Source organism: Chryseobacterium manosquense, from assembly GCF_014623485.1.
Classification (GTDB): domain Bacteria; phylum Bacteroidota; class Bacteroidia; order Flavobacteriales; family Weeksellaceae; genus Kaistella; species Kaistella haifensis.
Genome location: NZ_CP060203.1, coordinates 2129976 through 2156298, shown reverse-complemented (window position 1 = coordinate 2156298; position 26323 = coordinate 2129976). Strand labels below are relative to the sequence as shown.

Annotated in this window: 24 protein-coding genes and 3 tRNA genes; 15 read left to right on the top strand and 12 right to left on the bottom strand. The window is 35.5% G+C overall.

What is annotated here, in order from left to right; translation table 11 throughout:
• Positions 1 to 90: 90 nt before the first annotated feature.
• A complete protein-coding gene (locus tag H0S70_RS10390) occupies positions 91 to 1119 on the bottom strand; it encodes a GDP-mannose 4,6-dehydratase (RefSeq protein WP_188320749.1) in 1029 nt (342 codons plus the stop codon).
• A gap of 66 nt (positions 1120 to 1185) precedes the next feature.
• Between H0S70_RS10390 and H0S70_RS10385 the strand changes: the two genes are divergently transcribed.
• Positions 1186 to 1983: a DUF2797 domain-containing protein gene (locus tag H0S70_RS10385; protein ID WP_188320748.1), complete on the top strand. Its 798-nt coding sequence runs from the start codon at positions 1186 to 1188 to the stop codon at positions 1981 to 1983.
• A 65-nt stretch (positions 1984 to 2048) separates the two neighbouring features.
• Positions 2049 to 4700, top strand: a complete 2652-nt coding sequence (locus tag H0S70_RS10380) for a YtxH domain-containing protein (RefSeq protein ID WP_188320747.1) — start codon at positions 2049 to 2051, stop codon at positions 4698 to 4700.
• Between the two features lie 17 nt (positions 4701 to 4717).
• On the opposite strand, the gene H0S70_RS10375 is transcribed toward H0S70_RS10380, so the two are convergent.
• The 4 genes from H0S70_RS10375 to H0S70_RS10360 form a co-directional block, all read right to left on the bottom strand.
• The gene (locus tag H0S70_RS10375) at positions 4718 to 5056 is read right to left on the bottom strand and encodes a hypothetical protein (RefSeq protein ID WP_123249019.1); all 339 of its coding nucleotides are present in this window, start codon (positions 5054 to 5056) and stop codon (positions 4718 to 4720) included.
• A 104-nt stretch (positions 5057 to 5160) separates the two neighbouring features.
• Positions 5161 to 5244: transfer RNA gene (locus H0S70_RS10370), tRNA-Leu, on the bottom strand.
• 9 nt (positions 5245 to 5253) lie between these two features.
• Positions 5254 to 5326 (bottom strand) — tRNA-Gly (locus tag H0S70_RS10365).
• A gap of 8 nt (positions 5327 to 5334) precedes the next feature.
• Positions 5335 to 5416: transfer RNA gene (locus H0S70_RS10360), tRNA-Leu, on the bottom strand.
• Between the two features lie 158 nt (positions 5417 to 5574).
• Between H0S70_RS10360 and H0S70_RS10355 the strand changes: the two genes are divergently transcribed.
• The 8 genes from H0S70_RS10355 (at position 5575) to H0S70_RS10320 (ending at position 11981) form a co-directional block, all read left to right on the top strand.
• On the top strand, positions 5575 to 5958 hold the full coding sequence (locus H0S70_RS10355; RefSeq protein WP_031502720.1) for a DUF3127 domain-containing protein: 384 nt from the start codon (positions 5575 to 5577) through the stop codon (positions 5956 to 5958).
• A 69-nt stretch (positions 5959 to 6027) separates the two neighbouring features.
• Complete coding sequence (aat, locus tag H0S70_RS10350) at positions 6028 to 6672, top strand: leucyl/phenylalanyl-tRNA--protein transferase (RefSeq protein ID WP_188320746.1); 645 nt, start codon at positions 6028 to 6030, stop codon at positions 6670 to 6672.
• Positions 6669 to 7553, top strand: a complete 885-nt coding sequence (locus H0S70_RS10345) for a DMT family transporter (protein ID WP_188320745.1) — start codon at positions 6669 to 6671, stop codon at positions 7551 to 7553. Before aat ends, H0S70_RS10345 begins: the two co-directional genes overlap by 4 nt.
• Before the next feature lie 174 nt (positions 7554 to 7727).
• Positions 7728 to 8381 (top strand): CBS domain-containing protein, encoded by a 654-nt coding sequence (locus H0S70_RS10340; protein WP_188320744.1) that lies wholly within the window; start codon positions 7728 to 7730, stop codon positions 8379 to 8381.
• 2 nt (positions 8382 to 8383) lie between these two features.
• A complete protein-coding gene (locus tag H0S70_RS10335; RefSeq protein ID WP_188320743.1) occupies positions 8384 to 9250 on the top strand; it encodes an NAD kinase in 867 nt (288 codons plus the stop codon).
• A 152-nt stretch (positions 9251 to 9402) separates the two neighbouring features.
• Complete coding sequence (gene fbaA, locus H0S70_RS10330) at positions 9403 to 10473, top strand: class II fructose-bisphosphate aldolase (RefSeq protein WP_031503192.1); 1071 nt, start codon at positions 9403 to 9405, stop codon at positions 10471 to 10473.
• A 93-nt stretch (positions 10474 to 10566) separates the two neighbouring features.
• Entirely contained in the window at positions 10567 to 11415 is an 849-nt protein-coding gene (gene accD, locus H0S70_RS10325; RefSeq protein WP_123249034.1) for an acetyl-CoA carboxylase, carboxyltransferase subunit beta, read from the top strand.
• A 116-nt stretch (positions 11416 to 11531) separates the two neighbouring features.
• A complete protein-coding gene (locus H0S70_RS10320) occupies positions 11532 to 11981 on the top strand; it encodes a DUF6973 domain-containing protein (RefSeq protein ID WP_228453715.1) in 450 nt (149 codons plus the stop codon).
• A 5-nt stretch (positions 11982 to 11986) separates the two neighbouring features.
• Here the strand turns inward: H0S70_RS10320 and H0S70_RS10315 are convergent, their stop codons facing one another.
• Positions 11987 to 13222: a PQQ-dependent sugar dehydrogenase gene (locus H0S70_RS10315; protein ID WP_188320741.1), complete on the bottom strand. Its 1236-nt coding sequence runs from the start codon at positions 13220 to 13222 to the stop codon at positions 11987 to 11989.
• 87 nt (positions 13223 to 13309) lie between these two features.
• Here H0S70_RS10315 and H0S70_RS10310 point away from each other — a divergent pair, with 87 nt between their 5' ends.
• Together H0S70_RS10310 and uvrB are read left to right on the top strand one after the other, a co-directional pair.
• Positions 13310 to 14131: a GLPGLI family protein gene (locus tag H0S70_RS10310; protein WP_188320740.1), complete on the top strand. Its 822-nt coding sequence runs from the start codon at positions 13310 to 13312 to the stop codon at positions 14129 to 14131.
• A gap of 519 nt (positions 14132 to 14650) precedes the next feature.
• Positions 14651 to 16639, top strand: a complete 1989-nt coding sequence (uvrB, locus tag H0S70_RS10305) for an excinuclease ABC subunit UvrB (RefSeq protein ID WP_188320739.1) — start codon at positions 14651 to 14653, stop codon at positions 16637 to 16639.
• A 155-nt stretch (positions 16640 to 16794) separates the two neighbouring features.
• On the opposite strand, the gene tnpA is transcribed toward uvrB, so the two are convergent.
• From tnpA to H0S70_RS10280, 5 genes are all read right to left on the bottom strand, one after another.
• The gene (gene tnpA, locus H0S70_RS10300) at positions 16795 to 17268 is read right to left on the bottom strand and encodes an IS200/IS605 family transposase (RefSeq protein ID WP_123249039.1); all 474 of its coding nucleotides are present in this window, start codon (positions 17266 to 17268) and stop codon (positions 16795 to 16797) included.
• 113 nt (positions 17269 to 17381) lie between these two features.
• Positions 17382 to 17642 carry a DUF3820 family protein gene (locus H0S70_RS10295; protein ID WP_188320738.1) on the bottom strand — a complete coding sequence of 87 codons (261 nt, stop codon included), beginning with the start codon at positions 17640 to 17642 and terminating at the stop codon, positions 17382 to 17384.
• A 2-nt stretch (positions 17643 to 17644) separates the two neighbouring features.
• Positions 17645 to 18727: an AI-2E family transporter gene (locus H0S70_RS10290; RefSeq protein WP_188320737.1), complete on the bottom strand. Its 1083-nt coding sequence runs from the start codon at positions 18725 to 18727 to the stop codon at positions 17645 to 17647.
• 72 nt (positions 18728 to 18799) lie between these two features.
• On the bottom strand, positions 18800 to 19534 hold the full coding sequence (locus tag H0S70_RS10285) for a beta-carotene 15,15'-monooxygenase (RefSeq protein WP_088263794.1): 735 nt from the start codon (positions 19532 to 19534) through the stop codon (positions 18800 to 18802).
• 68 nt (positions 19535 to 19602) lie between these two features.
• Positions 19603 to 20325: a hypothetical protein gene (locus tag H0S70_RS10280; protein WP_088263796.1), complete on the bottom strand. Its 723-nt coding sequence runs from the start codon at positions 20323 to 20325 to the stop codon at positions 19603 to 19605.
• A gap of 78 nt (positions 20326 to 20403) precedes the next feature.
• Here H0S70_RS10280 and H0S70_RS10275 point away from each other — a divergent pair, with 78 nt between their 5' ends.
• From H0S70_RS10275 to H0S70_RS10265, 3 genes are all read left to right on the top strand, one after another.
• Positions 20404 to 21381, top strand: coding sequence for an aminodeoxychorismate synthase component I (locus H0S70_RS10275; RefSeq protein WP_188320736.1), 978 nt, complete (start codon positions 20404 to 20406; stop codon positions 21379 to 21381).
• Positions 21365 to 21991: an aminotransferase class IV gene (locus H0S70_RS10270; RefSeq protein ID WP_188320735.1), complete on the top strand. Its 627-nt coding sequence runs from the start codon at positions 21365 to 21367 to the stop codon at positions 21989 to 21991. The genes H0S70_RS10275 and H0S70_RS10270 overlap by 17 nt, the downstream gene beginning before the upstream one ends.
• An 81-nt stretch (positions 21992 to 22072) precedes the next feature.
• Positions 22073 to 24622 carry a DUF5686 family protein gene (locus tag H0S70_RS10265; protein WP_188320734.1) on the top strand — a complete coding sequence of 850 codons (2550 nt, stop codon included), beginning with the start codon at positions 22073 to 22075 and terminating at the stop codon, positions 24620 to 24622.
• 1 nt (position 24623) lies between these two features.
• Here H0S70_RS10265 and menD read toward each other — a convergent pair whose 3' ends face one another.
• The gene (gene menD, locus H0S70_RS10260) at positions 24624 to 26288 is read right to left on the bottom strand and encodes a 2-succinyl-5-enolpyruvyl-6-hydroxy-3-cyclohexene-1-carboxylic-acid synthase (RefSeq protein WP_188320733.1); all 1665 of its coding nucleotides are present in this window, start codon (positions 26286 to 26288) and stop codon (positions 24624 to 24626) included.
• Positions 26289 to 26323 lie beyond the last annotated feature (35 nt).

Here is a 26323-nt window from a genome sequence, read left to right as displayed (position 1 = left end):
ATTTTTTTGCAAAAGTATAAAAATAGGCGACATAAAAAAGGGAATTTGCCGCTGATTTTCAATAAACTTAGATTTTTAATTTTAAATTTTTCAAGTAGCGTTTCTCAAAAACCATTCCACAAACTTTTTTATGCCATTTTGGAAACGAATTGTAGGATGATAGCCGATTAATTTTTTAGCTTTTTGTACATCTGCATTGGTTTTTGGCATATCGCCAGGTTGTGAGGGTAGGTGATTTTTGTGGGCTTTTTTGTCCAGATTTTCCTCTAAAGTCGAAAGCATTTCATTCAAATTAATCACCTCGTTTTCACCTAAATTGATGATTTCATAAACGGGTTTGTTTCGTTCTAAATAATGAATCGATTTCAGGATTCCATCGATGATATCATCAACATAAGTGTAATCTCTAGCGCTGGAACCATCACCATAAAAAGGGATTTTTCCATTTTCTTGGATGATTTTTGCAAACTTATGAATCGCCAAATCCGGACGTTGCCGAGGTCCGTAAACAGTGAAAAAACGTAGATGAATCATGTCGATTTCATATAAATGATGGTAGACATGTCCCATGATTTCGCCACATTTTTTGGTTGCAGCATAATGCGAAATAGGACGGTCAACATTATCAGTTTCTGTAAACGGAATTTTACTGTTGTTTCCGTAAACACTTGAACTTGATGCACATATAAATTTTTCAATCTTAAATTCCTTGCTCAATTCCCAGAGATTCATGGTTCCGCGAACGTTTACTTCCTCGTATTCGAGAGGTTTTTCGATGGAAGGACGTATTCCCGCTAAAGCAGCTAAATGAATCACCATATCGATTTTGTGTTTCGCAAAGATTTTTTGCAGTCCATTGAAGTCTCTAATGTCCTGATAATAAAGTTGATAATGTTTGCTGGAAGTTTCAAAAATTAATTTCTGAATATCGTGTTCCTTGTCATGGAAAGTAAATTCTGATGTTTTATTAACCGAATCAAAAGTATTTTTGATTTTAATTTTATAGTCATAAAAATCATCAAAGTTGTCAATATTAATGACAGAATGTCCATTTTTTAAGAGGCATTCCACCAAATGTGATCCAATGAATCCGCTTCCGCCGGTGACCAAATATTTCATCTGTGTTTTTTAATTCCCACAAATGTAATTAAAATCAAATCATTATTTTTACGAAAATATTTAATTATGCAATTCTCCGGACAAATTCTAAAAATGACCACCCAAAACGGCAAACCGATCCAATATTTCCTGAACCTTTCGGATGATTTGATCAATATGAACCAGCTGATCGGCAAAAATCTCCGTATGAAACATGTCGGTTATCAATGTGTAAATTGCGGAAATGATGAGAAAATTTACCGAATGGGTTTCTGCAAAAAATGTTTTTTTGAAAGTCCGTATGCGAGCGAAACGATTATTCGTCCGGAGCTTTCCACGGCTCATCTTGGAATTGCAGAACGGGATTTGGAGGTTGAAAAATCCATACAATTGCAACCGCATGTAGTCTATTTGGCTTATACAGGAGATGTGAAAGTGGGGGTGACGCGAGAGTCCCAAATTCCGACCCGGTGGATCGATCAAGGAGCGACTTTTGCGATTCCTATTGCCAAAACTGAAAATAGATACGAAGCAGGAATGATCGAAGTTGCCTTGAAAGAACATCTTGCAGATAAAACCAACTGGAGAAAAATGCTTGAAGATGAATTCGAAGATGATTTGGATCTGGCGAATTTTCGGGAGAAAATTAAAGACTATTTTCCGGAAGATTTCAAGAGCTTTTATTTGATGGAACAGGAAATGACTCGACTCGATTATCCGTATCAAGCACCCGAAAAAATCAATTCTTTTACTTTGGATAAAAAGCCTGAATTTGAAGGTGTTTTAAAAGGAATTAAAGGTCAATATCTCTGTTTTGAAGGCGGTAATTTCATCAATGTACGAGGTCACGAAGGATATGTGGTCGAATTGGAGGTTTCCAAATAAGTAAGGAGAAATAGTTTTTATTCATTAAATAAATTTATTGGCACAAAATTTTAATACTCAGCATAATGAAGAAAGTTTACCTGAAAATTTTGTCGATTACTTTGGGAATTATATTCCTTGTGATTTTAATCGCCAATTTCGGAATGAATTTTTGGTTAAAATATCAACTTCCGAATTTCATTAAAAACAATACCGATTACAAAATTTCTTACCAAAAACTTGAGGTTAATTTAGGAACGGGTGCGATTTTCGCCACAGGAATTTCTGTGAATAATAAAAACCCGCAAAACCAAGGCGTAATAGGACTTCAGGGAACGGTGGATACGCTTTCCGTTTCCAGAATCGGGATTTATGATATCTTCGTCAATAAAAGATTTAATGCCAATAATTTGATGCTAAATAAACCGAATTTGAACATTATTCTTCCAAAACCTTCCAATAAAAAAACAAGAAAAGGGAAAAATCCATTTGTTCTTGAGAACATTAATATTAGCAAAGGAAATTTAGAGATTTTTCGACACGATAAGCAAAAATTTTTGTCGGTAAAAGATCTTAATCTTCAGCTTGAAAAATTAAAACTGAATAATGATCCGAAAGCGGGTAAATTCCCCGTCATCTTCGATCAGTACGACATTAATGCGAACAATGTTTTTTTTCGTCCCGATAATGTTTATGCATTCACAGCGACCAATATTACGACCAAAACTGGGCAACTCAACATCAAAGATTTTGCGATGCATCCTTTGTTGTCCTACGCAAATTTTAGGCGTTATCAACCCAAAAAGCGAAACCTTTTTGATTTGAAAACTTCTGAAATGGAATTTAAAGATTTCATTTTAAAAGATGATAAAATATCATTAAACAAGGTTCGATTTGTAAATCCTGACCTCAAAATGTACACGACCGATGTGAAACCTGCCGAAAAAGAAAGGAGTTTTACTTATGTGGTGAATCTGGAAGATGTGGTAATGGAAGAAGCAAAAATTCTGGTTTTAAAGCCCGATGGAACGCCAAAATTCGCGGCTGAAAAATTGAATATGAGCATCAACAAATTGATGATGGATGACCAAACTGCGAAGGGAAATATTCCGTTTCAGTATAATGATTTTAAAATTAATGCGCAGAAAATCAATTACATATCCGATTCTCAGAACATGAAGGTTGCTGCTGCAGTAATCAATTCAACGTCGGCGGATTTGCGAGATATTTCGGTGAAACCAACTATTTTAAAATCAGATAAAACTTTAATGGATTTGAGTTCGCGACAGGTTTTTTTGAAGGTGAATGAATGGAAATTCATTAATAACAAACTTAAATTAGACGTTGATAATGTGTTGATTTCCAACCTGAACGGAAAAATTAAGTCTCCTGAAAATCCTAAAAATAAGAAACCAACTTTTGATGGAATTGCTTTCCCATTAATGGTAAGAAATGTGCAGCTGAAAAACTCGAATCTTATTCTGGGAAAACAAAATAATCCGTTACAGTTAAATGATTTAAACGCTACTTTAAAAAATCTTGAAATGAACGAATCGACGATAAAAGGTAAAATACCTTTTAAAGTTGGATATTATGGATTTTCGACCAGGAATTTCAATTACAAAACGCAATTTTATCGTATCTCAGCTTCGTTGCTGAAATTGAATAAAAATGCTGTACAGATTTCCAATTTCGAAATGATACCCACACTTTCGCGAGCAGAATTTATCAGGAAAATTCCTACTGAAAAAGATCTTTACAATTTGAAAGTCAATCAAATTACAATGAATGGGAATTGGGATTTTGAGTCTTCAAATCCTTATTTAAACGCTTCAAAACTGACTTTAGATGGGATAAATGCGGAAATTTTCAGAAGTAAAATTCCTAAAGATGATCTTTCGGAAAAGCCTCTGTATTCCAAATTATTGAGAAGTATCAAAATGCCGATGTTTATTGAGCAGATGGAAGTGAAGAATTCGTTTTTGCAATACGAGGAAGACACGAAAAAAAGTGACGGGCCTGGAAAATTGACTTTCAATCATTTTAATATGAATGTGAAAAACCTGAATTCTGGAAAAATGAATGGAAAGCCCACGCATGTTCCGATTGAAATTCATTGCAAATTCATGAATGTTTCACCAATGAATGTAAAATGGAGTTTCGATACCGCCAAAATGGATGATGCCTTTGCAATTTCCGGGAATATTTCAGATTTGCCGGCTGCTGAAATTAATCCGTTTATTGAACCTTACTTGAAAATCCGCGCTACTGGAGATATCTCTGATTTGATTTTTGATTTTAAAGGAAATTATAAAGGTTTGAATGGTCTCTTAAAAATGAAACATAAAAATTTGCGGGTTTCGATATTGAAAGAAACCGGTGAAAAACACAAGTTGCTTTCTGCGGTAGCCAATATTTTCGTGAGAACAGATTCGGGAAAATATCCCGAATCTGTTCCTGTGGATGATGTGCCGCGCGACAAAACGAAATCATTTTTCAACCTTTTTTGGAAAGGAATCGAAGAGGGTTTGAAGAAAACACTGATCGGAAAAAATATTGAAGTCACCGAAAAGAAAGTGAAAAATACGGTTGAAAACACTAAAACTGCGTTGGAACAAAACAAAAAGAAACTGAAGGAAACCAAACAGGAAGTGAAGGAAAAAGTACAAAACGTAAAAGAAAATATCAAAGGAAAACCCTTGCTCAAGAATGTTTTCAGAAAAAAATACGAAAAATAAATTTCGGATAATTTTTTTTAATCAATATTAAAATCGTCTCTTTCTTCGACTGGAATTTGCCTTATAAAATCATCAAATTCACCGCCATAATTTGTTTCAGCTCCGTACGAATCAATGATGATTGATTGTAAACCATCCTTGTCCTGCAAAACATAAAGCACTGCGTTGTCCTCAGGATCACTGTCGCCCTCGAAACGATAGGTTTTTATAATACACAAATCGTCGGGTTTGTACGTGGTATTGGTTCCTTCCAGAACGATTTGTTTTTCTTCATTCATCCGTATTTCTCTAGTAATTCCTCTTTCACGAAGAATATCGAGAACTTGAGAAAGTGTTTTTAAATTGTGATTTGCCATAATGTTGTATGATTTTAATGTCAATTAAGCAACAAAATGTTTGCCGAAGCATTTAATTTAAAAACAAAAAACGCTGAAAATCATAAAGATTAACAGCGTTTATGTACCTCGGACGGGACTTGAACCCGTACATCCTTGCGGATACAGGATTTTAAGTCCTGCGTGTCTACCAGTTCCACCACCAAGGCAAGTGGATGAGCGAAAAACGGGATTCGAACCCGCGACCCCGACCTTGGCAAGGTCGTGCTCTACCAGCTGAGCTATTTTCGCAAAAAAAGTGCGGATGAAGGGACTCGAACCCCCACGCCTCACGGCACCAGATCCTAAGTCTGGCGTGGCTACCAATTACACCACATCCGCAAATATCTTCTTCTCTTTTTTTTGTGAGTGCAAATATAATGACTTTTTCTTTTTTAAAACAAGAAAATTTTATTTTTTTTATTTTTTTTATTTTTTTTGAACATCAACTTTCATTTTCTATTCTTTATTTATTACTTTTACACCTTTAACAATCAATTATGGAATTACAAGGAACAATCAAAAAGATATCTGATATTCAGACATTTGCAAGCGGTTTTCAGAAGAGAGAAATGGTAATCCTTACCGAAGAGCAATATCCACAACCGATTAATGTGGAATTTTTGCAAGATAAATGCGATTTGCTAAATGCCTACAAAGAAGGTGATAAAGTGAAGGTAAGCATCAATATCAGAGGAAGAGAATGGACTTCTCCGCAAGGTGAAGTGAAATATTTCAACTCAATTACCGGTTGGAGACTTGAAAAAGTTGAAGGTGGTAATTTTAATGAGCCCGTAGAGGCCAGACCTCAACAGAGCGGAAGTGCTTCTTCTGAAAATAAAACCGATGTTTTCGCAGAAGAAGATGATGATCTGCCATTTTAATTTCGAAAAACACACTGTAATAGAATCCTGCTTTTTTTAAAGGGCGGGATTTAATTTTTCCTAAATAATATGGTTCTTCTCGATCCCGATGATATCTCTTTCCCGGATCCGGCGTTGATCAATTCTACAGATGGTTTATTAGCTGTTGGTGGAGATTTGTCACCGGAAAGAATTCTGTTTGCATATCAGCTAGGCCTTTTTCCTTGGTTTAATGAAGGCGAGGAAATTCTATGGTGGTGTCCCGATCCCCGCTTTGTTCTCTTTCCTGAAGAATTGAAAGTTTCAAAATCGATGAAGAAAATCTTGCGTGACGGGGTTTTTTCTTTCACTGAAAATCAATGTTTTCAAGAGGTAATGCTGGCGTGTAAAAATGCGTACCGAAAAGATCAGGACGGAACTTGGATTTCGGATTGTTTTATCGAATCCTACAGTATTCTTCATCGACATGGTTTTGCTAAAAGCATCGAAGTGTGGCAGAATGGCGAATTGGCTGGTGGGCTTTATGGGGTTCAGGTTGGGAATGTTTTCTGTGGCGAAAGTATGTTTGCCAAAGTAAGCAATGCTTCGAAAGCCGGCTTTATTCATTTTATTTTAAATAATAAAAATATCGAACTTGTTGACTGCCAAATACATTCTGCGCATTTGGAAAGTTTGGGAGCCAAAATGATTTCTAAAAAAGAATATTTAAAAATTTTACAAAAACAAACCTCATGAATCCCGAAAAAGAAAAATGGATTTTATTGGCTTTACTCTCCTTGATTTGGGGTTCATCATTTATTTTAATAAAAAAATCGCTCGATCATTTTAATCCTTACGAAGTCGGAGCGCTACGAGTATTAATTGCCGGACTCGTTTTGCTTCCGGTTGCCATTAAGAATATCCGAAAATTTCCCAAGAAAAATTTGAAATGGCTGATTCTCGCAGCAATTACCGGAAATTTTATTCCGATGTTTCTTTTCCCGATTGCAGAAACCGAAGTCAGCAGCAGCATTGCAGGAATTATCAATTCGATGATGCCGATTTTCGTTATTATTGTAGGAGCACTTTTGTGGAAATTTGAAACCACCAAAAGACAAATTATTGGAGTGTTGATTAGCTTTTCCGGAGCGTGTATTCTTGCTTTTTCAGGAGGCGAAGGTGGGGAGTTCAAGCTGATTCCTATTCTATTACTGTTATTGGCAACATTGCTATATGCCATCAGTACAACCACCGTGAAATCGAAACTTAGTGATATTCCCGCAAAAATTTTATCGGCGTTCATATTTTCTTTAGTTTTAATTTTTCCATCTCTAATTGCTTTGGTTTTTGCGGGCTTTTTTAATGAATTAAAAATGGATAATAATCTGTTGGTTGGACTCGGGTTTGTGAGTTTGCTTTCGGTTTTCGGAACAGGATTGGCGATGATGCTTAATTATAGACTTTTGAGTGTTTCTACACCATTGTTTGCCTCAACGGTTACTTTGTTGATGCCGATCGTTGCGATAATTTGGGGGATATTGGATGGTGAAAAATTGACCTCTATGCAAGTCTTCGGCGCGGTAATTATCCTCGCGGGACTTATTTTTCTCCGTCAGATGCCCGCAAAAGTAAAATAAAAAAAACCGCAAAGCCTTGTGAGCGTTGCAGTTTGAAATAAATCTAATAAAAAGTAAAAATGAAAGGCGACAAAGATATATAATTGTTTTTATATCCTGCAAGACTTTTTTTTAATATTTTTAAATTATTTCATAAATTCCTTCAGGTCTTTAATATTTTCCTAAATTAGCCTAATGTTTATCAAAGAATATATTTCCAAAGATTATCCAGTTTTCAATTCAACGGATTTGATAGAAGATGCTAATGAAATGGCGAAAGAATTCGGTTATTCACACATTTTTGTCAAGAAAAAAGGAGTTTACCAAGGCGCAATCAGTCAGTCTTTTCTAGAAGAAAGTCCGGAAGGTAATTTGGCAAGTTTGGAGATGCATTATGAAAAATTCGCAATTTTCGATGATGGTAATTTGTTGGATTCCATCAAGCTATTTTATACATTTAATTCCAATGTTGTCCCCGTTGTTTCCAAAAACGAAAAATATTTAGGATATATTTCCTGCGACGATATTTTTTGTGAGTTTTCGAAATACCCGCTTTTTTCGGAGAGCGGCGCTATTCTGACGATTCAAACAAATGGAAAACATTATTCGATGACTGAAATTTGCAAAATTGTGGAATCCAATAATGGCAAAGTTTACGGATGCTTTATCAATTTAATTGGTGATGATTTCATACAGATCACCCTTAAAATCAGCACCGAAAATCCAAGCTCTATTGATGAGACTTTCGAGCGTTATGGCTACACCGTTGTACAAAAATATTATGATGATGAAAAAGAAGATTTGTTGAAAGACAGATTCGGATTTTTCCAAAAATACCTGGAATTTTAAGAATGAAGGCAGCGATCTATTCCCAAAAAAACGATCTCGATACCTTTTTGTATCTGAGTAAATTTGTCTCTGAATTAGAAAAACGGGGAGTGCAAGCCGTGTTGTACGATGAAATGGCCAATGCTATGCAATTCTCGAAAATTTTCGAAACTTTTACCCGAAAAGAAGAGCTTAAAGAGAAAAAAGTTGATCTTTTTTTTACTTTTGGTGGCGACGGAACCATTGTGAATTCCTTATTATTCGTTCAGGATTTGGAAATTCCTGTGGTTGGAGTTAATACAGGAAGGCTTGGTTTTTTAGCAAGTTTCAGCAAAGAAGAAGTTTTCCTGGAACTCGATGAAATCATCAGAGGAGAAGTGAAAATCAGCAGAAGATCTGTTATAGAAGTTGTTTCGCCCAACAAATCGATGTTTTTTCCCTATGCTCTAAATGATATTACTATTTCGCGTAAGGAAACTACCGCCATGATTACCGTGGAATCCTATATTAATGGGGAATTTTTAAATGTTTTTTGGGGCGATGGAGTCATTATTTCTACACCAACCGGTTCTACAGCTTATTCCCTAAGTTGCGGCGGACCGATCATCACACCCAACAACGAAAATTTTGTCATCACACCGATTGCTCCACATAATTTGAATGTCCGTCCATTAATTTTAAATGACGATGTTGAAATTCGATTAAAAGTTGAAAGCCGCGTTCCGCAGTATTCCTTATCGCTGGATTCCAGGCTAATTCACATGGAAACCAATGTGGAGATTGTACTGAAAAAAGCCCGCTTCCAGATTTTGCTTGTTCTTCCGAATAATTTGAGTTTCTTCGAAACCATCCGCCAGAAATTGCTTTGGGGAAAAGACAAACGAAACTAAAACCCCATTTTCAAAACAAAACTCCTTTTTTTTCGGATAATGAATTCTGCAATGATGAACATCATTATTTAAAATACATTGCCAAGCTTTCGTGATAATCATCATTATTTTTGTATTTTTACCTATTCAAAATTTACAAAAATAATTTTATTATGAGCAGACGTTTTCCGGCAGGTGTTGCCACAGGTCAATTGGTTACAGACATTTTTAATTATGCCAAAGTAAATAACTTTGCGCTTCCGGCGGTAAATGTTATCGGATCAAGTAACGTAAATGCGGTTATGGAAACTGCAGCAAAATTGAATTCTCCAGTAATTATTCAGTTCTCTAATGGTGGTGCTGCTTTCAATGCAGGAAAAGGCTTAAGTAATGATGGACAAAAAGCGGCTATCTTAGGCGCAATTGCTGGTGCAAAACACATCCACACTTTGGCTGAAGCATACGGAGCTACCGTAATTCTTCATACTGATCACTGTGCTAAAAAATTATTGCCTTGGATTGATGGATTGCTGGATGCTAACGAAGAATTCTTTGCGCAAACCGGAAAATCTTTATACTCTTCTCACATGATTGATTTGTCTGAAGAGCCAATCGAAGAAAACCTTGATATTTCTTGCAAATATTTCGAAAGAATGGCAAAAATGGGAATGACCTTGGAAATCGAATTGGGGGTAACAGGTGGCGAAGAAGATGGTGTTGATAATTCAGGTGTAGATTCTTCTAAATTATATACCCAACCGGACGAAGTTGCTTATGCTTATGAAAGATTAAATGCGATTTCTCCTAATTTTACCATCGCAGCAGCGTTCGGAAACGTTCACGGAGTTTACAAACCAGGTAATGTGAAATTGACACCGAAAATCTTAGATAACTCTCAAAAATATGTTCAAGAGAAATTCGGATTAGGTGAAAAACCTGTGAATTTCGTTTTCCATGGTGGATCAGGTTCTACTGTCGAAGAAATTAGAGAGGCCATCAGTTATGGTGCAGTAAAAATGAATATCGATACAGACCTACAGTTTGCTTATACCGAAGGTATCAGAGATTATATGGTTAATAATGTGGAGTATTTGAAAACTCAAATCGGAAACCCAGAAGGTGAAGAAAAGCCAAACAAGAAATTCTATGATCCTAGAGTTTGGTTGAGAAAGGGCGAAGAAACCTTCAGCAAAAGATTGGTACAAGCTTTCGAAGATCTGAACAACGTAAATACTTTGAACTAATTTTTCAAATTTTAAAGGATAAGTTTCAAATTACACGAAAGTTTAGAACTTATACCATAAATTTGCACTCCTGAAATCAAAATTTTCTAAGAAATGGCATTCGACTGGTTTAAAAGAAAAACAAAAAATATTACTACTTCCACCGAGGATAAAAAAGATGTGCCGAAAGGTCTCTGGCATCAAACACCAACCGGTAAAATAATTGAGCACGAGGAACTTAAAGCAAATAATTACGTTTCTCCGGAAGATGGTTTTCATGTTAGAATTGGAAGTAACGAATTCTTCTCCATCCTTTTTGATGATAATAAGTATACTGAGCTTGACGCGGACGTAGAAAGTGTGGATATGCTTAATTTTAAAGATACCAAGTCTTATACCGACCGTCTGAAAGAAGTAAAAGCAAAAACCAAACTCACAGATTCTATTCGAAATGCGGTAGGAAAAGTTAACGGAACCGAAATGGTAGTTTCCTGCATGGATTTCGCATTTATCGGAGGTTCTTTAGGTTCTGTAATGGGCGAAAAAATAAGAAGAGCAGTAGATTATTGTATTGAACACAAGCTTCCCTACATGATCATCTGTCAATCCGGAGGTGCCAGAATGCAAGAAGCAACTTATTCCTTAATGCAATTGGCGAAAGTTCAGGCTAAATTGGCTCAACTTTCAGAAGCCGGATTGCTGTACATCGCTTATTTATGCGATCCTACTTTTGGTGGAATTACCGCGTCTTTTGCAATGACTGCCGATATTATTATGGCAGAACCGGGCGCTTTGATCGGTTTTGCAGGGCCAAGAGTGATTCGCGAAACCATCGGAAAAGATCTTCCGGAAGGCTTCCAAACTTCCGAGTTTTTGCAGGAAAAAGGTTTTGTAGATTTCATCGTGAAAAGAACGGAAATCAAAGAAAAAGTTTCCAAAACAGTGAACCTTTTGGTACACTAAGAAAAATGTAATAAATCAATGAAAATCTCTCCTAATAAGGAGAGATTTCTATTATGAGAAAAATTGCAAAAATACTTTTCAATACTTTACGAACACTTAGTTTTCAAAAGCTTTTGATGCTTTTAAAATTAGTTGTTCCACATCCTCTGTTTTCTATTTTAGGATTTTATGCTACGGTAAAAAGTTTTACCCTCGCTCAAAAATTCTTCCCGAACAGCAGCTCTACTAATGGAGTGGGAAATTCTTTCAGACATGGATTATGGTCAGCGTTAATCATGATGTATTGCTGCAAAATTTCCTCGCCTCAGAAAGCTTTAAAATTCTGTAAAGAAATGACGGATTTGCACGAAGAATTATTTCCTAATGAACCGTTGGAAAAGAAAATGGATTTGCACAACAACCAAGTCGGCATGAATCTTTTTATGGAAATGCTTCCAGGCATTCACCGACAATTTTTCGAGAAAAAATTTATCATCGATCGCCTTTTTGAAAAGATAAAAACTGCAAAAATTCTCACTAACTTAGAAGAAGACCACGGTAATCATTTGGTTTATCTGGAAGAATAGTTTTTCTAATTTTTAGAAATTTTGTAAAGTTTTCCGCTGTCTGAAATTGCATACAAATTGCCGTCGTTTCCGTTGAGCACGTCTCGAATTCGATCGTTTTTATCCTCCAATAGCCATTCCTCACCAACCACTTTATTGTCTTTAATCACCAACCGAATAATTTTTTGTCCACTAAGGCAACCAATCATCAAATTGTTTTTCCATTCGTCAATATTGCCGGTGTAGAAAGCGATTCCACTCATCGAAATTGATGGATCCCAATAATAAACTGGCTGTTCTGTACCTTCTTTTTTTGTGGTCCCGTTGTTGATTTTTTTACCACTGTACTCGGTTCCGTATGTTACATCGCCCCAGCCGTAATTTTTGCCGGGTTGAATTAAATTGATTTCATCACCGCCTCTTGGACCCATTTCAGCTTCCCAAATCTGTCCTTTTTCATCAATCGCTATTCCCTGAGGATTTCGGTGACCTGTAGAATAGATTTCGGGTTTCCAGCCTGCAAGGTTTGGATTTCCAGGTGCGGGTTTTCCGTCTTTGGTAATTTTTAAAATTTTACCCAAATAAGAATCTTGTTTCTGTGCATACGGTCGGGTTTCCAGATCGGAACGCTCTCCCGTACTAACGAAAAGATAGCCATCTTTATCAAACTCAAGGCGACTTCCATAATGTTTATCACCATCATAAGTTGGCGTTGCCCGGAAAATTACCGTTGGATTTTCAATTTTTTTCTCGTCTGCAGAAAGTTTTCCTTTTGCGACCGCGGTATGATTACCTCCAGAATAAGGTTCCGAAAAACTCCAGAAAATCATTCTATTATTTTGGAAATCGGGATCCAAAGCGACATCTAATAATCCTCCTTGACCTTTGGCATCAACTTTTGGTAAACGTTCCACTTTCGAAATCGTTTTTCCGTCCGCAGAAACAATATTGAAGTATCCAGATTTTGAAGTAATTAAAAATCTACCGTCAGGTAAATTTATAATTCCCCATGGATTTCTTAAATCTGAATTAATTACATCAACTTGGTAGGGAGTTTTGGTTTTTAAACCTTCAATTCGTGTTTGTCCGGCAAAGGCGGGTTGATATTCCGGCGAATTTTTATCGGAAGTTTCGGGATTTGGCAGTTTTCCGTTTTCCAGAGCGACTTCATTCTGCTGATTTGCGGTTTTGGAATTTCCGGTGCAGGAAAGCACTAGCAGCAGTCCCACAAGAGGCAGAGTTTTTATTGACAATGTTTTCATAATGAGAATTTTGGCGGTTTGGTAAAGGTTAAGAAACAAAAATTACGCCGAGAAATTACTATCTTTGGTAATAAATACGCTAAGCAAATGTTGAAAAAGATTTTATTTTTTGTTGTTATTTTTACCTTCGGATTTGTTTTTGCACAGAATAAAAGTTTTATATACGAACTCGAATTTAGGCCCAGCCTAACTAAGGACAGCATTTCAAAGGAAAGATTTGTATTAGATGTTCTAAACGGAAAATCAATATTTAGAACAATAGAAGAAAAGAAGTCAGATTCAACTTTTCATGCCACAAGGAGACTTTCATTTACCACGACGTCTTTTAAAGATTTTTTAAGTGTAAATAAAGATTTGAAATCAGGTAATACCCATAAATTTATCCATAATTTTAGAAATCTTTTTACAATCAAGATTGAAGAAGAACTGAATTGGAAAATCGAAGAAGAAACAAGAGAAATCCTGCAGATGAAAACTCAAAAAGTAAAAGTTATTTATGGGGGGAGGAACTGGACAGCATGGTTTACAAGTGAAATTCCAATTTCGGACGGTCCTTATGTGTTCCGGTCTTTACCAGGATTAATATTAGAAATTTACGATGATAATAATGATTATCATTTTTCATTGGTTCAGATTAAAAATAGTGATGGTAAATTATATGATAAAGATAAAGCGCTTCCAATTAGTTGGAAGCAATATGAAAAATTAGCGCTGGATTATTTTTCAGATCCTACCAGAGAAATAAATGGTAAAAATACAGGTGGTTCTATGCAAATTATAAAATGGCAGGATGAAAACGGAAGAGAATTCACTCCGAACTTTAAAGAAATGAATGAAAGGGAACAGAAAAAAATTCATGAAAACAATAATCCTGTTGAACTTAACCACAAAATAATTTATCCGGGATGAAAGGCATCTCAGTTATAATTTTTTTGGCTCTAATTTGTTCATGTACTTCATTCAGTAAATACTCAAAATTTAACAGAATTCAAAGTTGTGGTGGGTATATTTGTATTAACAATGATTCTTTAAACATTAAATTTCCGTCGTTTGGTGCTTTCAAAATTGCAAACAGCAAAAGAGAGTTCAGAAATTTGAATTTTAAAGGAAATTTGGAATTTAAGAATATTATCTTTTTCGGGACGCCTTCAACGATAGAAACCGAGTACTATCTTCTTTTAAATAACAGAGAAAAGAAAGAGAATTTTGTGTTTCGGGATACAATAATTGGCGGCAGAAAAATTACAGTAGCAGTAAAGTCTGGCAAGAAAAGCGCTCCGTCAAACCAGGAATTTCTTTTAAATGGCGTCCGGAAATTGAAATAACGCAATTTTTCTTTTTCGTATTTTTGTACACCCAATCACGTACATTTTATTATTTGAATATTTTTATTTAACCAAACATCAGTGAATTCGGGATTTAAAACATATGCAATTCAAACTTCAATCAGAATATAAGCCAACCGGAGATCAACCTCAAGCCATTGAAAAATTAGTGAAAGCGATCGAAGGTGGGGATAAATATCAAACGCTTTTGGGCGTTACCGGCTCCGGGAAAACTTTTACCGTGGCCAATGTGGTACAAAACGTTCAGAAACCAACCATCGTTTTGGCACACAACAAAACTTTGGCAGCGCAGCTTTTCATGGAATTTAAAGAATTTTTCCCTGAAAATGCCGTAGAATATTTCGTGAGTTATTACGATTATTACCAGCCGGAAGCATTTATTGCTTCTACGAACACCTATATAGAAAAAGATCTTTCCATTAACGAAGAAGTGGAAAAACTGAGACTTTCAGCTTCCGCAAGTTTGCTTTCAGGGAGAAGAGATGTCTTAATTGTAGCATCGGTTTCTTGTATTTATGGTATTGGAAATCCAACGGAGTTCAACAAGTCTTTAATTGAAGTTGAAAAAAATGGAAAAATTACCAGAACGGCTTTTCTTCATAAATTAGTAAATGCATTGTATTCTAGAACATTGGGAGAGTTTACGAGAGGTACGTTTCGTGTGAAAGGTGATGTGATTGATGTATATCCGGCCTATGCGGATAATGCAGTGAGGATTCAGTTTTTCGGAGACGAAATTGAAAGAATCCAAAGTTTCGATCCTCTTTCCGGAAATGTCATGGCTGAGTTTGATGAGATGAATATTTATCCCGCCAATTTATTTGTCACTTCTAAAGAAACACAAAACAACGCGATCCGTGAAATTCAGGACGATATGCTCAAGCAAGTTGAATTTTTCAATGAAATAGGGAAACCCTTTGAAGCAAAAAGGCTTCAGGAAAGAACCGAACTCGATCTGGAAATGATGAAAGAACTTGGTTATTGTAGCGGAATTGAAAATTATTCACGCTATTTCGACCGAAGATTACCTGGATCCAGACCATTCTGTCTTTTAGATTATTTTCCGAAAGATTTTTTGATGGTCATTGATGAAAGTCACGTAACAATTCCGCAAGTTCATGCGATGTACGGAGGTGATAGAAGCAGAAAAGAAGTTTTAGTAGAGCATGGTTTCCGACTTCCGGCAGCGATGGACAACCGACCTTTAAAGTTTGAAGAATTCGAAGCGATGCAGAATCAGGTGATTTATGTTTCTGCAACTCCCGCAGATTATGAATTGGAAAAAACCGGCGGCGAATATGTGGAGCAAATCATCCGACCGACAGGACTTTTAGATCCTGTGATTGAAGTTCGTCCTTCTATGAACCAAATTGATGATTTGATTGAAGAAATTCAAAAAAGAGCTGAAAATGATGAAAGAGTTTTGGTAACGACTTTAACCAAAAAAATGGCGGAAGAACTCACCAAATATTTTACGAAATTCGGTATTCGGACTCGTTATATCCACTCCGATGTGGAAACTTTGGAAAGAATTCAGATTATGCAGGATTTGCGTGTCGGTTTGTTTGATGTTTTGGTTGGAGTCAATTTGTTGAGAGAAGGCCTGGATTTGCCGGAAGTTTCGCTGGTTGCTATCCTCGATGCGGATAAAGAAGGAATGCTTCGTTCGCGCCGTTCCCTAATTCAAACCATTGGTAGAGCTGCAAGAAACGTCAACGGAAAAGCGATTTTGTACGCAGATAAGATAACCGGTTCAATGCAAAAAGCGATTGATGAAACCAATTATCGTCGGGAAAAGCAGATGGCGTACAACGAAAGAAATGGTGTTGTTCCGATGGCACTGAACAAGAAAATTTCTGAAATTCTAGTCGGAAGATCCAAAGATTTCCCGGATCCGAAATACACCCAGAAAGAAATCTTAAAACAAGTTGCAGAAGAGAAAGCAAACTATGGAAAAGACGTCACAGAAATGATCGAAGAAAAGCAAAAAGCAATGGAAGCTGCCGCCAAAAATCTAGATTTCATCAAAGCTGCGAAATTGCGAGATGAAATTGCTGCTTTGAAAGCTTAAAGTGGAAGTTTATAAAAGCTTTCGTTAGAAACTGAACGTGTTGCTTTGTGTCGATTGGTTTTTTGACAAAAGAGTGAGCGGTTCCGGAGGAACCGAATGTGTGTAGTAGGTTAGATCAGTTAGTGAAAGGGCGTTCCGTAGGAACGCTATGTCTTTTAACCGGGGTTATCATAAAATTCAAACACATATTTTTCATCAAAATTCACTTCAAATTTTGTCAAAAATTCTATATACTCTTCTCTGAAACTTTTCTTTGCATGATGTTGTTTCTGATTTTGAATATAATTTACTACACTGTCTCTTTGACTTTTAGAATATGAAAAACATCCATAACCTTCTTGCCAATAAAATGGAGTATCCAAGAATTTTTTTTCATTGATGAAATTTGTTGAGGAAACTTTTATTTCTTTTACCAGCTGAGAAATGGAGGAAGATAAATCTTTTAAACTTAAGAAAATGTGAATATGATCCGGATTGGCATAGATAGAAATTAGGTGGTGTTTTTTATTTCCAATTATTCCGGAAATATATTTTTGTAATTCCTCTCTGAAATCTTCCTTAATTAAATTCTCTCTGCCTTTTACGGCAAAAACAAATTGAAGATAAATTTGTGAATAGGTATTTGGCATTTTGATTATTATTTAAACATTGCGTTCCTACGGAACGCCTTTTCTGTTAAAAATCCATTATTCTACACCCATTTGGTTCCTACGGAACCGTCACAGAATCAAATTTTATTTTTTTAAAACTTATACACCTTATTTTTCGGTTTCTCGTAACTCACTTTTCCGCGAATTGGAATTAATAAATCCATTAAACCATTTAATTTAATTTCATAAATCGTAGAAAGTTGCATCCCCAACTTTCCGGGAGGCATTCCTTGTCGGTGAAACCACTCCAGATATTTGATTGGCAAATCGGCGATTACAGTGTCTTTGTATTTCCCGAAAGGCATTTTGGCGATGCAAATTTCCTGTAATATTTCTGGGTTTAAACCTTCCATTTTTATATACTTAAATCCATTTTCTCTTCGATTTCCTTAGGTTCTGGTAAGATAAGTTCATTTTCATCATCAGAAAATTCATCGCGGTAAACTTGAATCAATAAAATGGTAATTGAAATAAGAATCGGTCCAAAAATAAGTCCCATAAAACCGAAAAGATTCATCCCCATGATAATCCCAAAAACGGTAATCAATGGATGAATGTTTTCCAGTTTTTTGAGCAAAGAAAATCGAAGTAGATTGTCTGTTAAACCAACGACAATTAAACAATACACGGCAAGACCAATTCCTGGACCCACGTTCCCTTCTGCAATCATAAAAATACAAACAGGAACGTAAACAATTGCCGATCCTACGATTGGAATCATGGAAGCAATTGCCGTAAGTGCAAACAGCAACACGGGACTCGGTGCGCCGAAAATAAAATAACCAATTAAAGCGGCAATTCCTTGTCCTATTGCCACAACAGGAATTCCGATGGCATTTGCAATTACCATTTTACGGAGTTTTTCGCCTAATAATTCAATATTTGCTTTTTTTAATGGAGCTGAACTTTTTACCAACCTTTCAAAAAGTCGCGGTTTTTCGAGCATAAAATATAAAATAAAATACATCGAAACTACCACGGTAAGGGTATTAAAAGTGCCACTGAGAGCGGAAGTAGAATATTTTCCAACATTTTCTTTCAGTTTGGTGAGGTTGTCTTTGCTTAAAATATCAATTTTAGTTTTTGAATATACATAACCGTGGATTTTATCGACAAAAACATTGAATTTTTGCATATACTCATTGGCATTTCCTAATTTTTCTATCAACAAATCGGCGATAAAATAAATCGGAAGAATAAGGATTACCAAAGTTGCAAGAATAATGGTAAATGAAGCGATCCACGGTTTCCATCCCTTTTCTTCCTGTAGATAAAGATTGTATTTCCGAGAGATGATGTAAAGGGTAATTGCTCCTAAGACCGAAGGAATGAACATTGCAAGATTAAAACAAATTAACCCTGCTAAAACAATGATAACAATTAATAGAAAAATCTGCTTAATTGTTACTCCGCTTATTTGATGCTTTTTGGTAGACATAGTTTGTATTTAAAAAAGAAAAAACAACAGCTTTTCTGTTGTTTTCAAATTTACATAAAAAATTGATAGTTTTTAATTTTTATATTCTATTTGTCGAGGAGTTCCGCAAAATGCACAATATGCAGAATACATCACCGCAAAATAGAACAATGCTGTTGCAATAATTCCGATTCCACAAAGAACAACGCCCGCAAGACTTATCAAAAGTCCTAAAACGGATGCGCCTAAAAGTACGCCATAATTTTCTTTTGCAATTTTAAAAGATTTGCCGAGCGCCTCACCAAAACTAGCATTTTCAAACAATAAAATTGGGTAACCCAACAAGAAGAAAGGAAGAACGAGAAAACCAGGAATCACACACATCATGAACGCAATTCCCATCAAAACGCTGGAAACCAAACTGTAGAGTACAATATTTAGGAAATTTTGTTTATAACCGATAAACAAATCCGAAACTTGAAGCGGTTGATTGAAATTGTATTTATTGGCCATATAAATGAGTCCAACATACAACGGAGCTAGAACCAAACTAAGAAGTCCCGAAAGTCCGTAATAAAGTTTCAGTCCCGGAACCGACCAAACATTAACCGAAGAAAAATCGCCATCAGATGAGCTAATTACTTCACTAAATTCTCTCGAATCAAATCCTGAAATTGGTTGTACAATAAAGGAAACTACAAAATAAAGCACCATTGCTAGTAAAGCGTAAAGAAAAATTCCTTTATACATTTCAAAAGCATGGGAAATAATTTCACCGGAGCTGCGTTCGGGATTTTTTTGTTGGCTAAATTCTTGGAAAGAGGTCATCGTTTAATTTTTTAAAGTTTCTCAAATTTAAAATTTTAAATTGAAATATTCATTAATTAAAATTAAATTTAACCAATTTCTTTGTAAAGATTTTGATAAAGGGTATAAATCATGGTCTGCCAAAACGGGAAAGTGAGTATAAATCCAAATCCGCAAAGTAAAATACCACAAACACTAAAGGCTGCGGCAACCATCATACAAATCGTCACTGTTGCAAAATTTCCTTTTAACCCTTTGATTGTTAATGAAATACCTTCGAAAGTTTTCACATTCATGAAGAACATCAGCGGAACTGAAAATAAAGTAATGAAAATCCAAAAAATTCCGAGAAATAAAAGGCCGTTGGCGTAAGTAAAGATGATGAACCAGAAAAGATAGAAACCAAAAAATTTAAAAAAGTCGAATCCTTGGTAACCGGCGAGAAGGTCATTAAAAACCACAGGTTCCTTCAGATCTATTTTCCGATATATTTTAAATAATCCAACATTCAGCGGATTGATGAGCGCCAAAAGAAGGAAAAATGCCAATCCGAAATTTTGGGCATGCGGAAGCCGCGCGATTTCTTCCATTTTTTTGTTGAATGCCGGAAGGTCTGTTCGAAGCAAATCCTGATGCTTCATCATCTCGTCCCAAAGTCCGAAATATTGAAATAGCGAATAATATCCTACGAAAAACAACGCAAGATATAAAATACTGTAAATGAGGTTGTAAAGCATTGCTTTATTCCAATAGATAAATGCTGAACTCAGTATTTGTGAAATAGATAATGATGGAAATTGATTGCGATTCATACCGCAAAAATAATCTTTTAGGAATTAAACCCGATATTTTTAAGGGTTACTTCTTACTTTTCTTTATTTTTGCGACAAATGAACTCAAGTTTTCACCAGAATTTTGATTTGATGGATGAACTTTCCCAAAAAAAAGTTCCTTTCTTTTTTATGATTGATTTTTTAATGGAAAATGTCGAAATTTTCACTGAAAATGAAATTGAAAAAACGGGTTTAAAGATTGATATTAAGGGTTTTAAAACTGATATTAATGAACAAGAATTTCCGCGGGAAATAATTTTCGAATCTTTTCCTCCGTCTGAAGATTCTTATAAAAAAGGCTTTGATATTGTTCAAAATCATTTAAAAAAAGGCAATTCGTATCTCGTAAATTATACTTGTAAAACGGAAATTAAAACCAATCTGAGTTTAGAAAACCTGTACCAAATTTCTCAGGCCAAATACAAAGTGCTGTATCCCGAGAATTGGATGTTTTTTTCACCAGAAACTTTTATTGAAATTATTGATAATGAAGTTTTTACGTATCCTATGAAAGGAACCATCGACGCGGAAATTGAAAATGCAGCAGATATTTTGAAAAATAATGAGAAGGAAAAAGCGGAACATTACACGGTGGTCGATTTATTGAGAAATGATTTAAGCATGATTGCCGATGATGTTAAACTGGATGAATTTCAAAAAATTGACTTCCTGAAAACCAGACAAAAAAATCTTTTGGCGATGAGCTCCAAGATTTCCGGGAAATTGAAACCTGAATTTAAAGGGAAAATCGGAAGTATTATGAAAACGGTTTTGCCTGCAGGTTCAGTTTTGGGTTCACCAAAACCCAAAACTTTAGAAATAATCCTGGAAGCGGAAAATTATTCCAGAGGCTTCTATACAGGTGTTTGCGGTTGGTTTGATGGGGAAAATCTGGATTCCTGTGTGATCATCAGATTTATCGAAAAAGAAAATGACAAATTATATTTCAAAAGTGGCGGTGGAATCACGCATTTGAGTAATTTTGCCGATGAGTACCAAGAAATGAAAAACAAAATTTATGTCCCAATTTATTGAAAGCATTAAAATAGAAGATCAGGAAATTTTCCTTTTAGAACTTCATCAAAAAAGAGTGAATGCTACTTTCGAACATTTCGGGAAAGAGGGTTCTATTGATATTGCGAAGATTTTTAAGGATTTGGAACATGATGAAAATGGACTTTACAAACTGAAAATCACCTACGATCTCAATAAAAATTATCGTACACAATTGATTCCTTATGCGATTTCCGAAATCGAGGATTTTCAACTAATAGAAAATAATGTGTACGATTATTCCTTTAAATTCGAGGACCGAAAAGAGTTTGAAAAGATGATTAATAAAGCGAAAGCTTCTGAAATTATCGTCGTGAAAAATAATCATATTACCGACACTTCTTACTCTAATTTGCTTTTTCTGAAAGGGAAAGAATGGTTTACGCCGAGTACCTATTTGCTTAACGGTGTACAGCGAACACATTTATTGAAAAATAAGAAAATAAAAGAGGCAGAAATTACGTTACAAAACATCACGGAATATTCCCATTTTCAATTGATTAATGCGATGAATGATTTCGATGATATGTTTATTTATCCGATTTCTAAAATCACCAATCTTCCTGATGGTAGTCGTTATTTAGAGATTTAAGGTAAATTTTTTGTAGTCCATTATTTTGGTCTGCTTTTCGCTATAGAGGTTTTCTGTTAGCAGTTATATGTTGACGAATTCATGAAGAAAAAATCACAGTTTCGGTATCGTTTCCTCCAAAAGGCAAATTTTTTAATGTTTTTGCTGTTGGGTATTTTTGCATTTTCACAAACCAAAATTTCTGGTTCGGTGATCGATAAAACTACAGGAAAACCACTTTCTGGCGTGGAAATTTTTATTAATAATAAAGAAAAATCGGAGTTGCTAACCTCTTCTTCCAACTTTTCCATCGTTTCCGATTCCGGAATTTCTACTGCAACTTTTATCAAAAAAAATTACAAAACCGAAGTATTGAGTTTTAGCGACAGTCGTTTTGAAAACTTGATTTTAAAAATGCAACCCGAAAATGTGGCTCAAATTCAAGAAGTTGTACTTTCGGGAACCAGCAAGAAAAAATACAAAAACAAGAAAGAAAATCCAGCCTACGCGATTATGCAAGAGGTGTGGAAACGAAAGAAAACCAATGGTCTAGCTAATTATAACGATTATCAATTCAAGAATTACGAGAAAATAGAAATCGGACTCAATAATATTGATAGTGCTTTCATGAAGAAAAAAATATTCAATCAATTGGAGTTTATTTTCGATTATGCCGATTCTGCCAATTTCGATAAAAAACTTACGCTTCCGGTTTTCTTCAATGAAACCATCTTCAAAACGTACGGTAAAAATACGCCCGAAAAAAAAGAAAATAAGCTGATTATTGCCAACAAATTTTCTGGTTTTAGCAATAATGAATTGATCGCAGCAACTGCTAAAAATCAATTTAAAGATGTAAATATTTACGATAATACCCTCAATTTTTTCAATATTGGTTTCCCAAGTCCGGCCGGAACGGATGGTTTTAGCAATTACGATTACAATCTTGCAGATTCGCTTTCTGTCGATGGAATTGACTGTTTTTTGATTAGGTATTCGCCTAAAAGAAAAGAAACTCTGGCTTTTCAAGGTAGTCTTTATATTTCCAGAGATACTTATAATATTGTAAAATCTACGCTGAAATCTACCAATAAAATCAATGTAAACTTCGTGAACGGAATTTATATGGAATTGGAATATGACACGCCGAATGACACAGTTTTTCTACCGAAAAAATCTTATACAGAGTTAGAAATGTCCATCTTTAATAAAAAAAAGGATGCAAAAGGCGTACTTTTCAAAAGAACTGATATTTATAGCGATTATCTCTTCAATCAGAATTTCAACGATTCTTTCTTAATTCCGAAGGACCAGACTTTAAGCGACGAAAACTTGACGAAAACCGATGATTTCTGGGAAAAAGAACGAGCGGAACCATTAGAAGATGATGAAAAGAAGGTTTACACAATGGTGAACCAACTTGAAAGTGTTCCTAAGTTTAAAAGGATTGTAAAAACAGTTGAAATCCTGCAATCTGGCTATATCAATGCGTGGAAAGCGATCGATTTTGGGGATATTTTTTCGGTTTATGGTAACAATGATGTCGAAGGTGACCGAATTCGGGTAGGAGCTAGAACCTATTTTTCACCAAATGATTTATGGAGAATCGAAGGATATACAGCATACGGTTTTAAAGATAAAAAATGGAAATATGGTGCGGAAGCAAGATATATGTTTAATCGAGAAAACCGTTCCACTATCGGTTTCGGAAGCCGAAATGATGTGATGCAACTTGGTGCACAGCTCACCAATGATGATGGAATTATGACGCGTTCTTTCGCTTCGTCTCCTGTTTTTTCGTCGGGGAGCAATTTTTCTTTAAGCAATGTGAAACAGAATAATTTGTTCTTTTCCATTGAGCCGGTCAAGAATTTCCAGGTGAGAATGGATGCTTCTTCACAACAGATTAAATCCGCAAACCCCACGCAATTTAATTTAGATTTCTATAAAAATGGAACGCTAAAATCTGAGGTAAATGATTTCCATACGACATTTAGTTTAATGGCTCAACCGGGCGCTAAGTACTCTCAGTATGGTGTGGACCGTTATGCCTTCACAACTTTGTCTCCAACTTTTGTACTGAAATTTACGCACGGATTTGAAAATGTTTTGGATGGCGATTTCGATTACAATAAATTACAGTTTTTATATTCACAACCTATCATTCTTGGAAATTTCGGACGCACCAATGTGAATTTCGAGGCGGGAAAAAATTTCAATGCTGTTCCTTTGGCTTTGCAAAATATCATCCCCGGAAATCAGTCGTACAGGTTGGTTACCAATACTTTTGCATTGCTTAAATATTACGAATTTGTTGCAGATGCATACACTACTTTACATGTTGAGCATCATTTTCAAGGAAAAATTTTCGCCTATTTGCCTTTAATTAAAAAACTTAAACTTCGGGAAGTTATTTTTTGGCGTGGAGCGTACGGAACTCTGAGCGATGCCTCCAAAAATATCAATTACGAGAACCAAAAATACTCCGCACCAGATCAGCAAATTTATCACGAATATGGATTTGGCTTAGAAAATATCGGGTTCGGGAATCTAAAAATTTTACGCGTCGATTTCAACTGGCGAGGCAATTATCTCGACCGTCCGGAAGTTTCTAAATTCGGTGTGAAATTCGGTTTACAGATGAATTTTTAAACTATTTTAGTACTTCAAAGTAATTTTTCAATACTTCCGAATTTTCAACTGCTGCAGTATCTACCTCGAGAATTTTGGCCTTTACATCTTGTTTAAAAAAATTGTCTAGAACTCGGGAAAGGGTATCTTCATCCGAAACTTTAGTATAAGAAAATCCGAAATGCTTGGCAATAAGTTCAGCATTTTTGTGGTGTTTGGTCAGGATAAATTCGTCCAATGCATTCGTAGAGCTTGGTCCTGGAATAATCTTGAAAATATCGCCACCGCCGTTGTTGAAGACAATAATTCTTGTATATGGCGGAATGTAATTGTTCCAAAGCCCGTTGATATCGTAAAAGAAACTCAAGTCACCTGTTACCAAAACTGTTTGCTGAGCGCTTTTCATTGCGAAACCCATTGCGGTTGATGTTGATCCATCGATTCCACTGGTTCCACGGTTGCAGAATATTTTATTTTTTTGAAAATCAAATAGTTGTGCGTATCTTATTGCGGAGGAATTACTGAAGTGAAGGTTGATGTTTTCAGGTAGCTTTTCTGAAAGAATTTCAAAGAATTTAAAATCTGAAAATGGTGCTTTTAGGCAGTAATCATTATGTTTTAAATCTCTTTTATCGCGCAGTACATCCCAAAGGTTAAAATATGGTTGTGGTTCTAATTTAATGAAATTTAATAGCTTTTTAAAGAAAATTTCAGGTTGGGTTTCTATTTTCTCGGTCAGTGAAAAGAAGGTGTCGGGTTGCCAAACTTCATGGATATGCCAATGATTTTTGGGTTTTGCTTTTCTCAGAAACTGCTTTACCTTTTTAGACACAACATTTTGTCCTATCGTTACCAAAAGATCGGGCGCGTAGGTCTTGAAATCTTCCTCGGAAAAATTGAAAATATAACGGTCGATATGACTAAAAAATTTCGGATGTTTAATATTCGATGTTGCTTCAGTTAACACTATAACGCTGTGATTTTTAACGAGTTGTCCAAGTTGCATTTCCAATTCTTCGCTATAATCTCGGGTTCCAACCAAGATTAAAATTCGTTTCGAAAGATTCCATTCTGCAGCAAGGTTTGATGGAAGTTCATATTGCTTTTTCTGAATGGTTTTTTCTACAGGAGGAAATATTGGGAGTTCCGAAACCAGCTGATACAAAGGTTCTTCCAACGGAATATTGATGTGAACCGGACCTTGTTTTTCAAAACAAAGTTCAATCGCTTTTTTTATCAGACTGAAATTTTCATCATCGGCATTTTCCTTCCCATCTTCCATTAGTTGAAAATCTCCGTAAGAATGTTGCGCATAGATTGCATTTTGACGAATAGTTTGTCCATCGAAAATATCCACATAGTCTGTCGGCCGATCTGCGGTAAGGATCAACATTGGAATATTTTGATAGAAAGCTTCGGTGATGGCCGGATAGTAATTCGCCGATGCAGAACCACTCGTACAGGTTATCGCTACGGGTTTCTTTTCGCTTTTTGCCATTCCGAGTCCTACGAAAGCAGCACTTCTTTCATCCACAATACTATAGCAATTAAACTCATCAGTCTCCGAGAAATGTATTGCCAAAGGCGCGTTACGTGATCCGGGTGATATTACGATATTAAAAATTCCGTATTCCTTTAAGAGATATGCTAAAATTTGAATGCTTCTTTTCGAAGAGTACTGTTTCATTTGAAAATTTTGACTAACCGCAAATTTACTGATAA

Coding starts and splice junctions, on each gene's coding strand:
- H0S70_RS10385 (WP_188320748.1), top strand. CDS start 1,186: ATGCAATTCTCCGGACAAATTCTAAAAATGACCACCCAAAACGGCAAA.
- H0S70_RS10295 (WP_188320738.1), bottom strand. CDS start 17,642: ATGGAAGGTTTAAACCCAGAAATATTACAGGAAATTTGCATCGCCAAA.
- H0S70_RS10380 (WP_188320747.1), top strand. CDS start 2,049: ATGAAGAAAGTTTACCTGAAAATTTTGTCGATTACTTTGGGAATTATA.
- H0S70_RS10280 (WP_088263796.1), bottom strand. CDS start 20,325: ATGAATCGCAATCAATTTCCATCATTATCTATTTCACAAATACTGAGT.
- H0S70_RS10335 (WP_188320743.1), top strand. CDS start 8,384: ATGAAGGCAGCGATCTATTCCCAAAAAAACGATCTCGATACCTTTTTG.
- H0S70_RS10265 (WP_188320734.1), top strand. CDS start 22,073: ATGAAGAAAAAATCACAGTTTCGGTATCGTTTCCTCCAAAAGGCAAAT.
- H0S70_RS10315 (WP_188320741.1), bottom strand. CDS start 13,222: ATGAAAACATTGTCAATAAAAACTCTGCCTCTTGTGGGACTGCTGCTA.
- H0S70_RS10320 (WP_228453715.1), top strand. CDS start 11,532: ATGCTTTTAAAATTAGTTGTTCCACATCCTCTGTTTTCTATTTTAGGA.
- H0S70_RS10310 (WP_188320740.1), top strand. CDS start 13,310: ATGTTGAAAAAGATTTTATTTTTTGTTGTTATTTTTACCTTCGGATTT.
- H0S70_RS10375 (WP_123249019.1), bottom strand. CDS start 5,056: ATGGCAAATCACAATTTAAAAACACTTTCTCAAGTTCTCGATATTCTT.
- H0S70_RS10285 (WP_088263794.1), bottom strand. CDS start 19,534: ATGACCTCTTTCCAAGAATTTAGCCAACAAAAAAATCCCGAACGCAGC.
- H0S70_RS10270 (WP_188320735.1), top strand. CDS start 21,365: ATGTCCCAATTTATTGAAAGCATTAAAATAGAAGATCAGGAAATTTTC.
- H0S70_RS10340 (WP_188320744.1), top strand. CDS start 7,728: ATGTTTATCAAAGAATATATTTCCAAAGATTATCCAGTTTTCAATTCA.
- H0S70_RS10390 (WP_188320749.1), bottom strand. CDS start 1,119: ATGAAATATTTGGTCACCGGCGGAAGCGGATTCATTGGATCACATTTG.
- H0S70_RS10290 (WP_188320737.1), bottom strand. CDS start 18,727: ATGTCTACCAAAAAGCATCAAATAAGCGGAGTAACAATTAAGCAGATT.
- fbaA (WP_031503192.1), top strand. CDS start 9,403: ATGAGCAGACGTTTTCCGGCAGGTGTTGCCACAGGTCAATTGGTTACA.
- tnpA (WP_123249039.1), bottom strand. CDS start 17,268: ATGCCAAATACCTATTCACAAATTTATCTTCAATTTGTTTTTGCCGTA.
- H0S70_RS10345 (WP_188320745.1), top strand. CDS start 6,669: ATGAATCCCGAAAAAGAAAAATGGATTTTATTGGCTTTACTCTCCTTG.
- accD (WP_123249034.1), top strand. CDS start 10,567: ATGGCATTCGACTGGTTTAAAAGAAAAACAAAAAATATTACTACTTCC.
- menD (WP_188320733.1), bottom strand. CDS start 26,288: ATGAAACAGTACTCTTCGAAAAGAAGCATTCAAATTTTAGCATATCTC.
- aat (WP_188320746.1), top strand. CDS start 6,028: ATGGTTCTTCTCGATCCCGATGATATCTCTTTCCCGGATCCGGCGTTG.
- uvrB (WP_188320739.1), top strand. CDS start 14,651: ATGCAATTCAAACTTCAATCAGAATATAAGCCAACCGGAGATCAACCT.
- H0S70_RS10275 (WP_188320736.1), top strand. CDS start 20,404: ATGAACTCAAGTTTTCACCAGAATTTTGATTTGATGGATGAACTTTCC.
- H0S70_RS10355 (WP_031502720.1), top strand. CDS start 5,575: ATGGAATTACAAGGAACAATCAAAAAGATATCTGATATTCAGACATTT.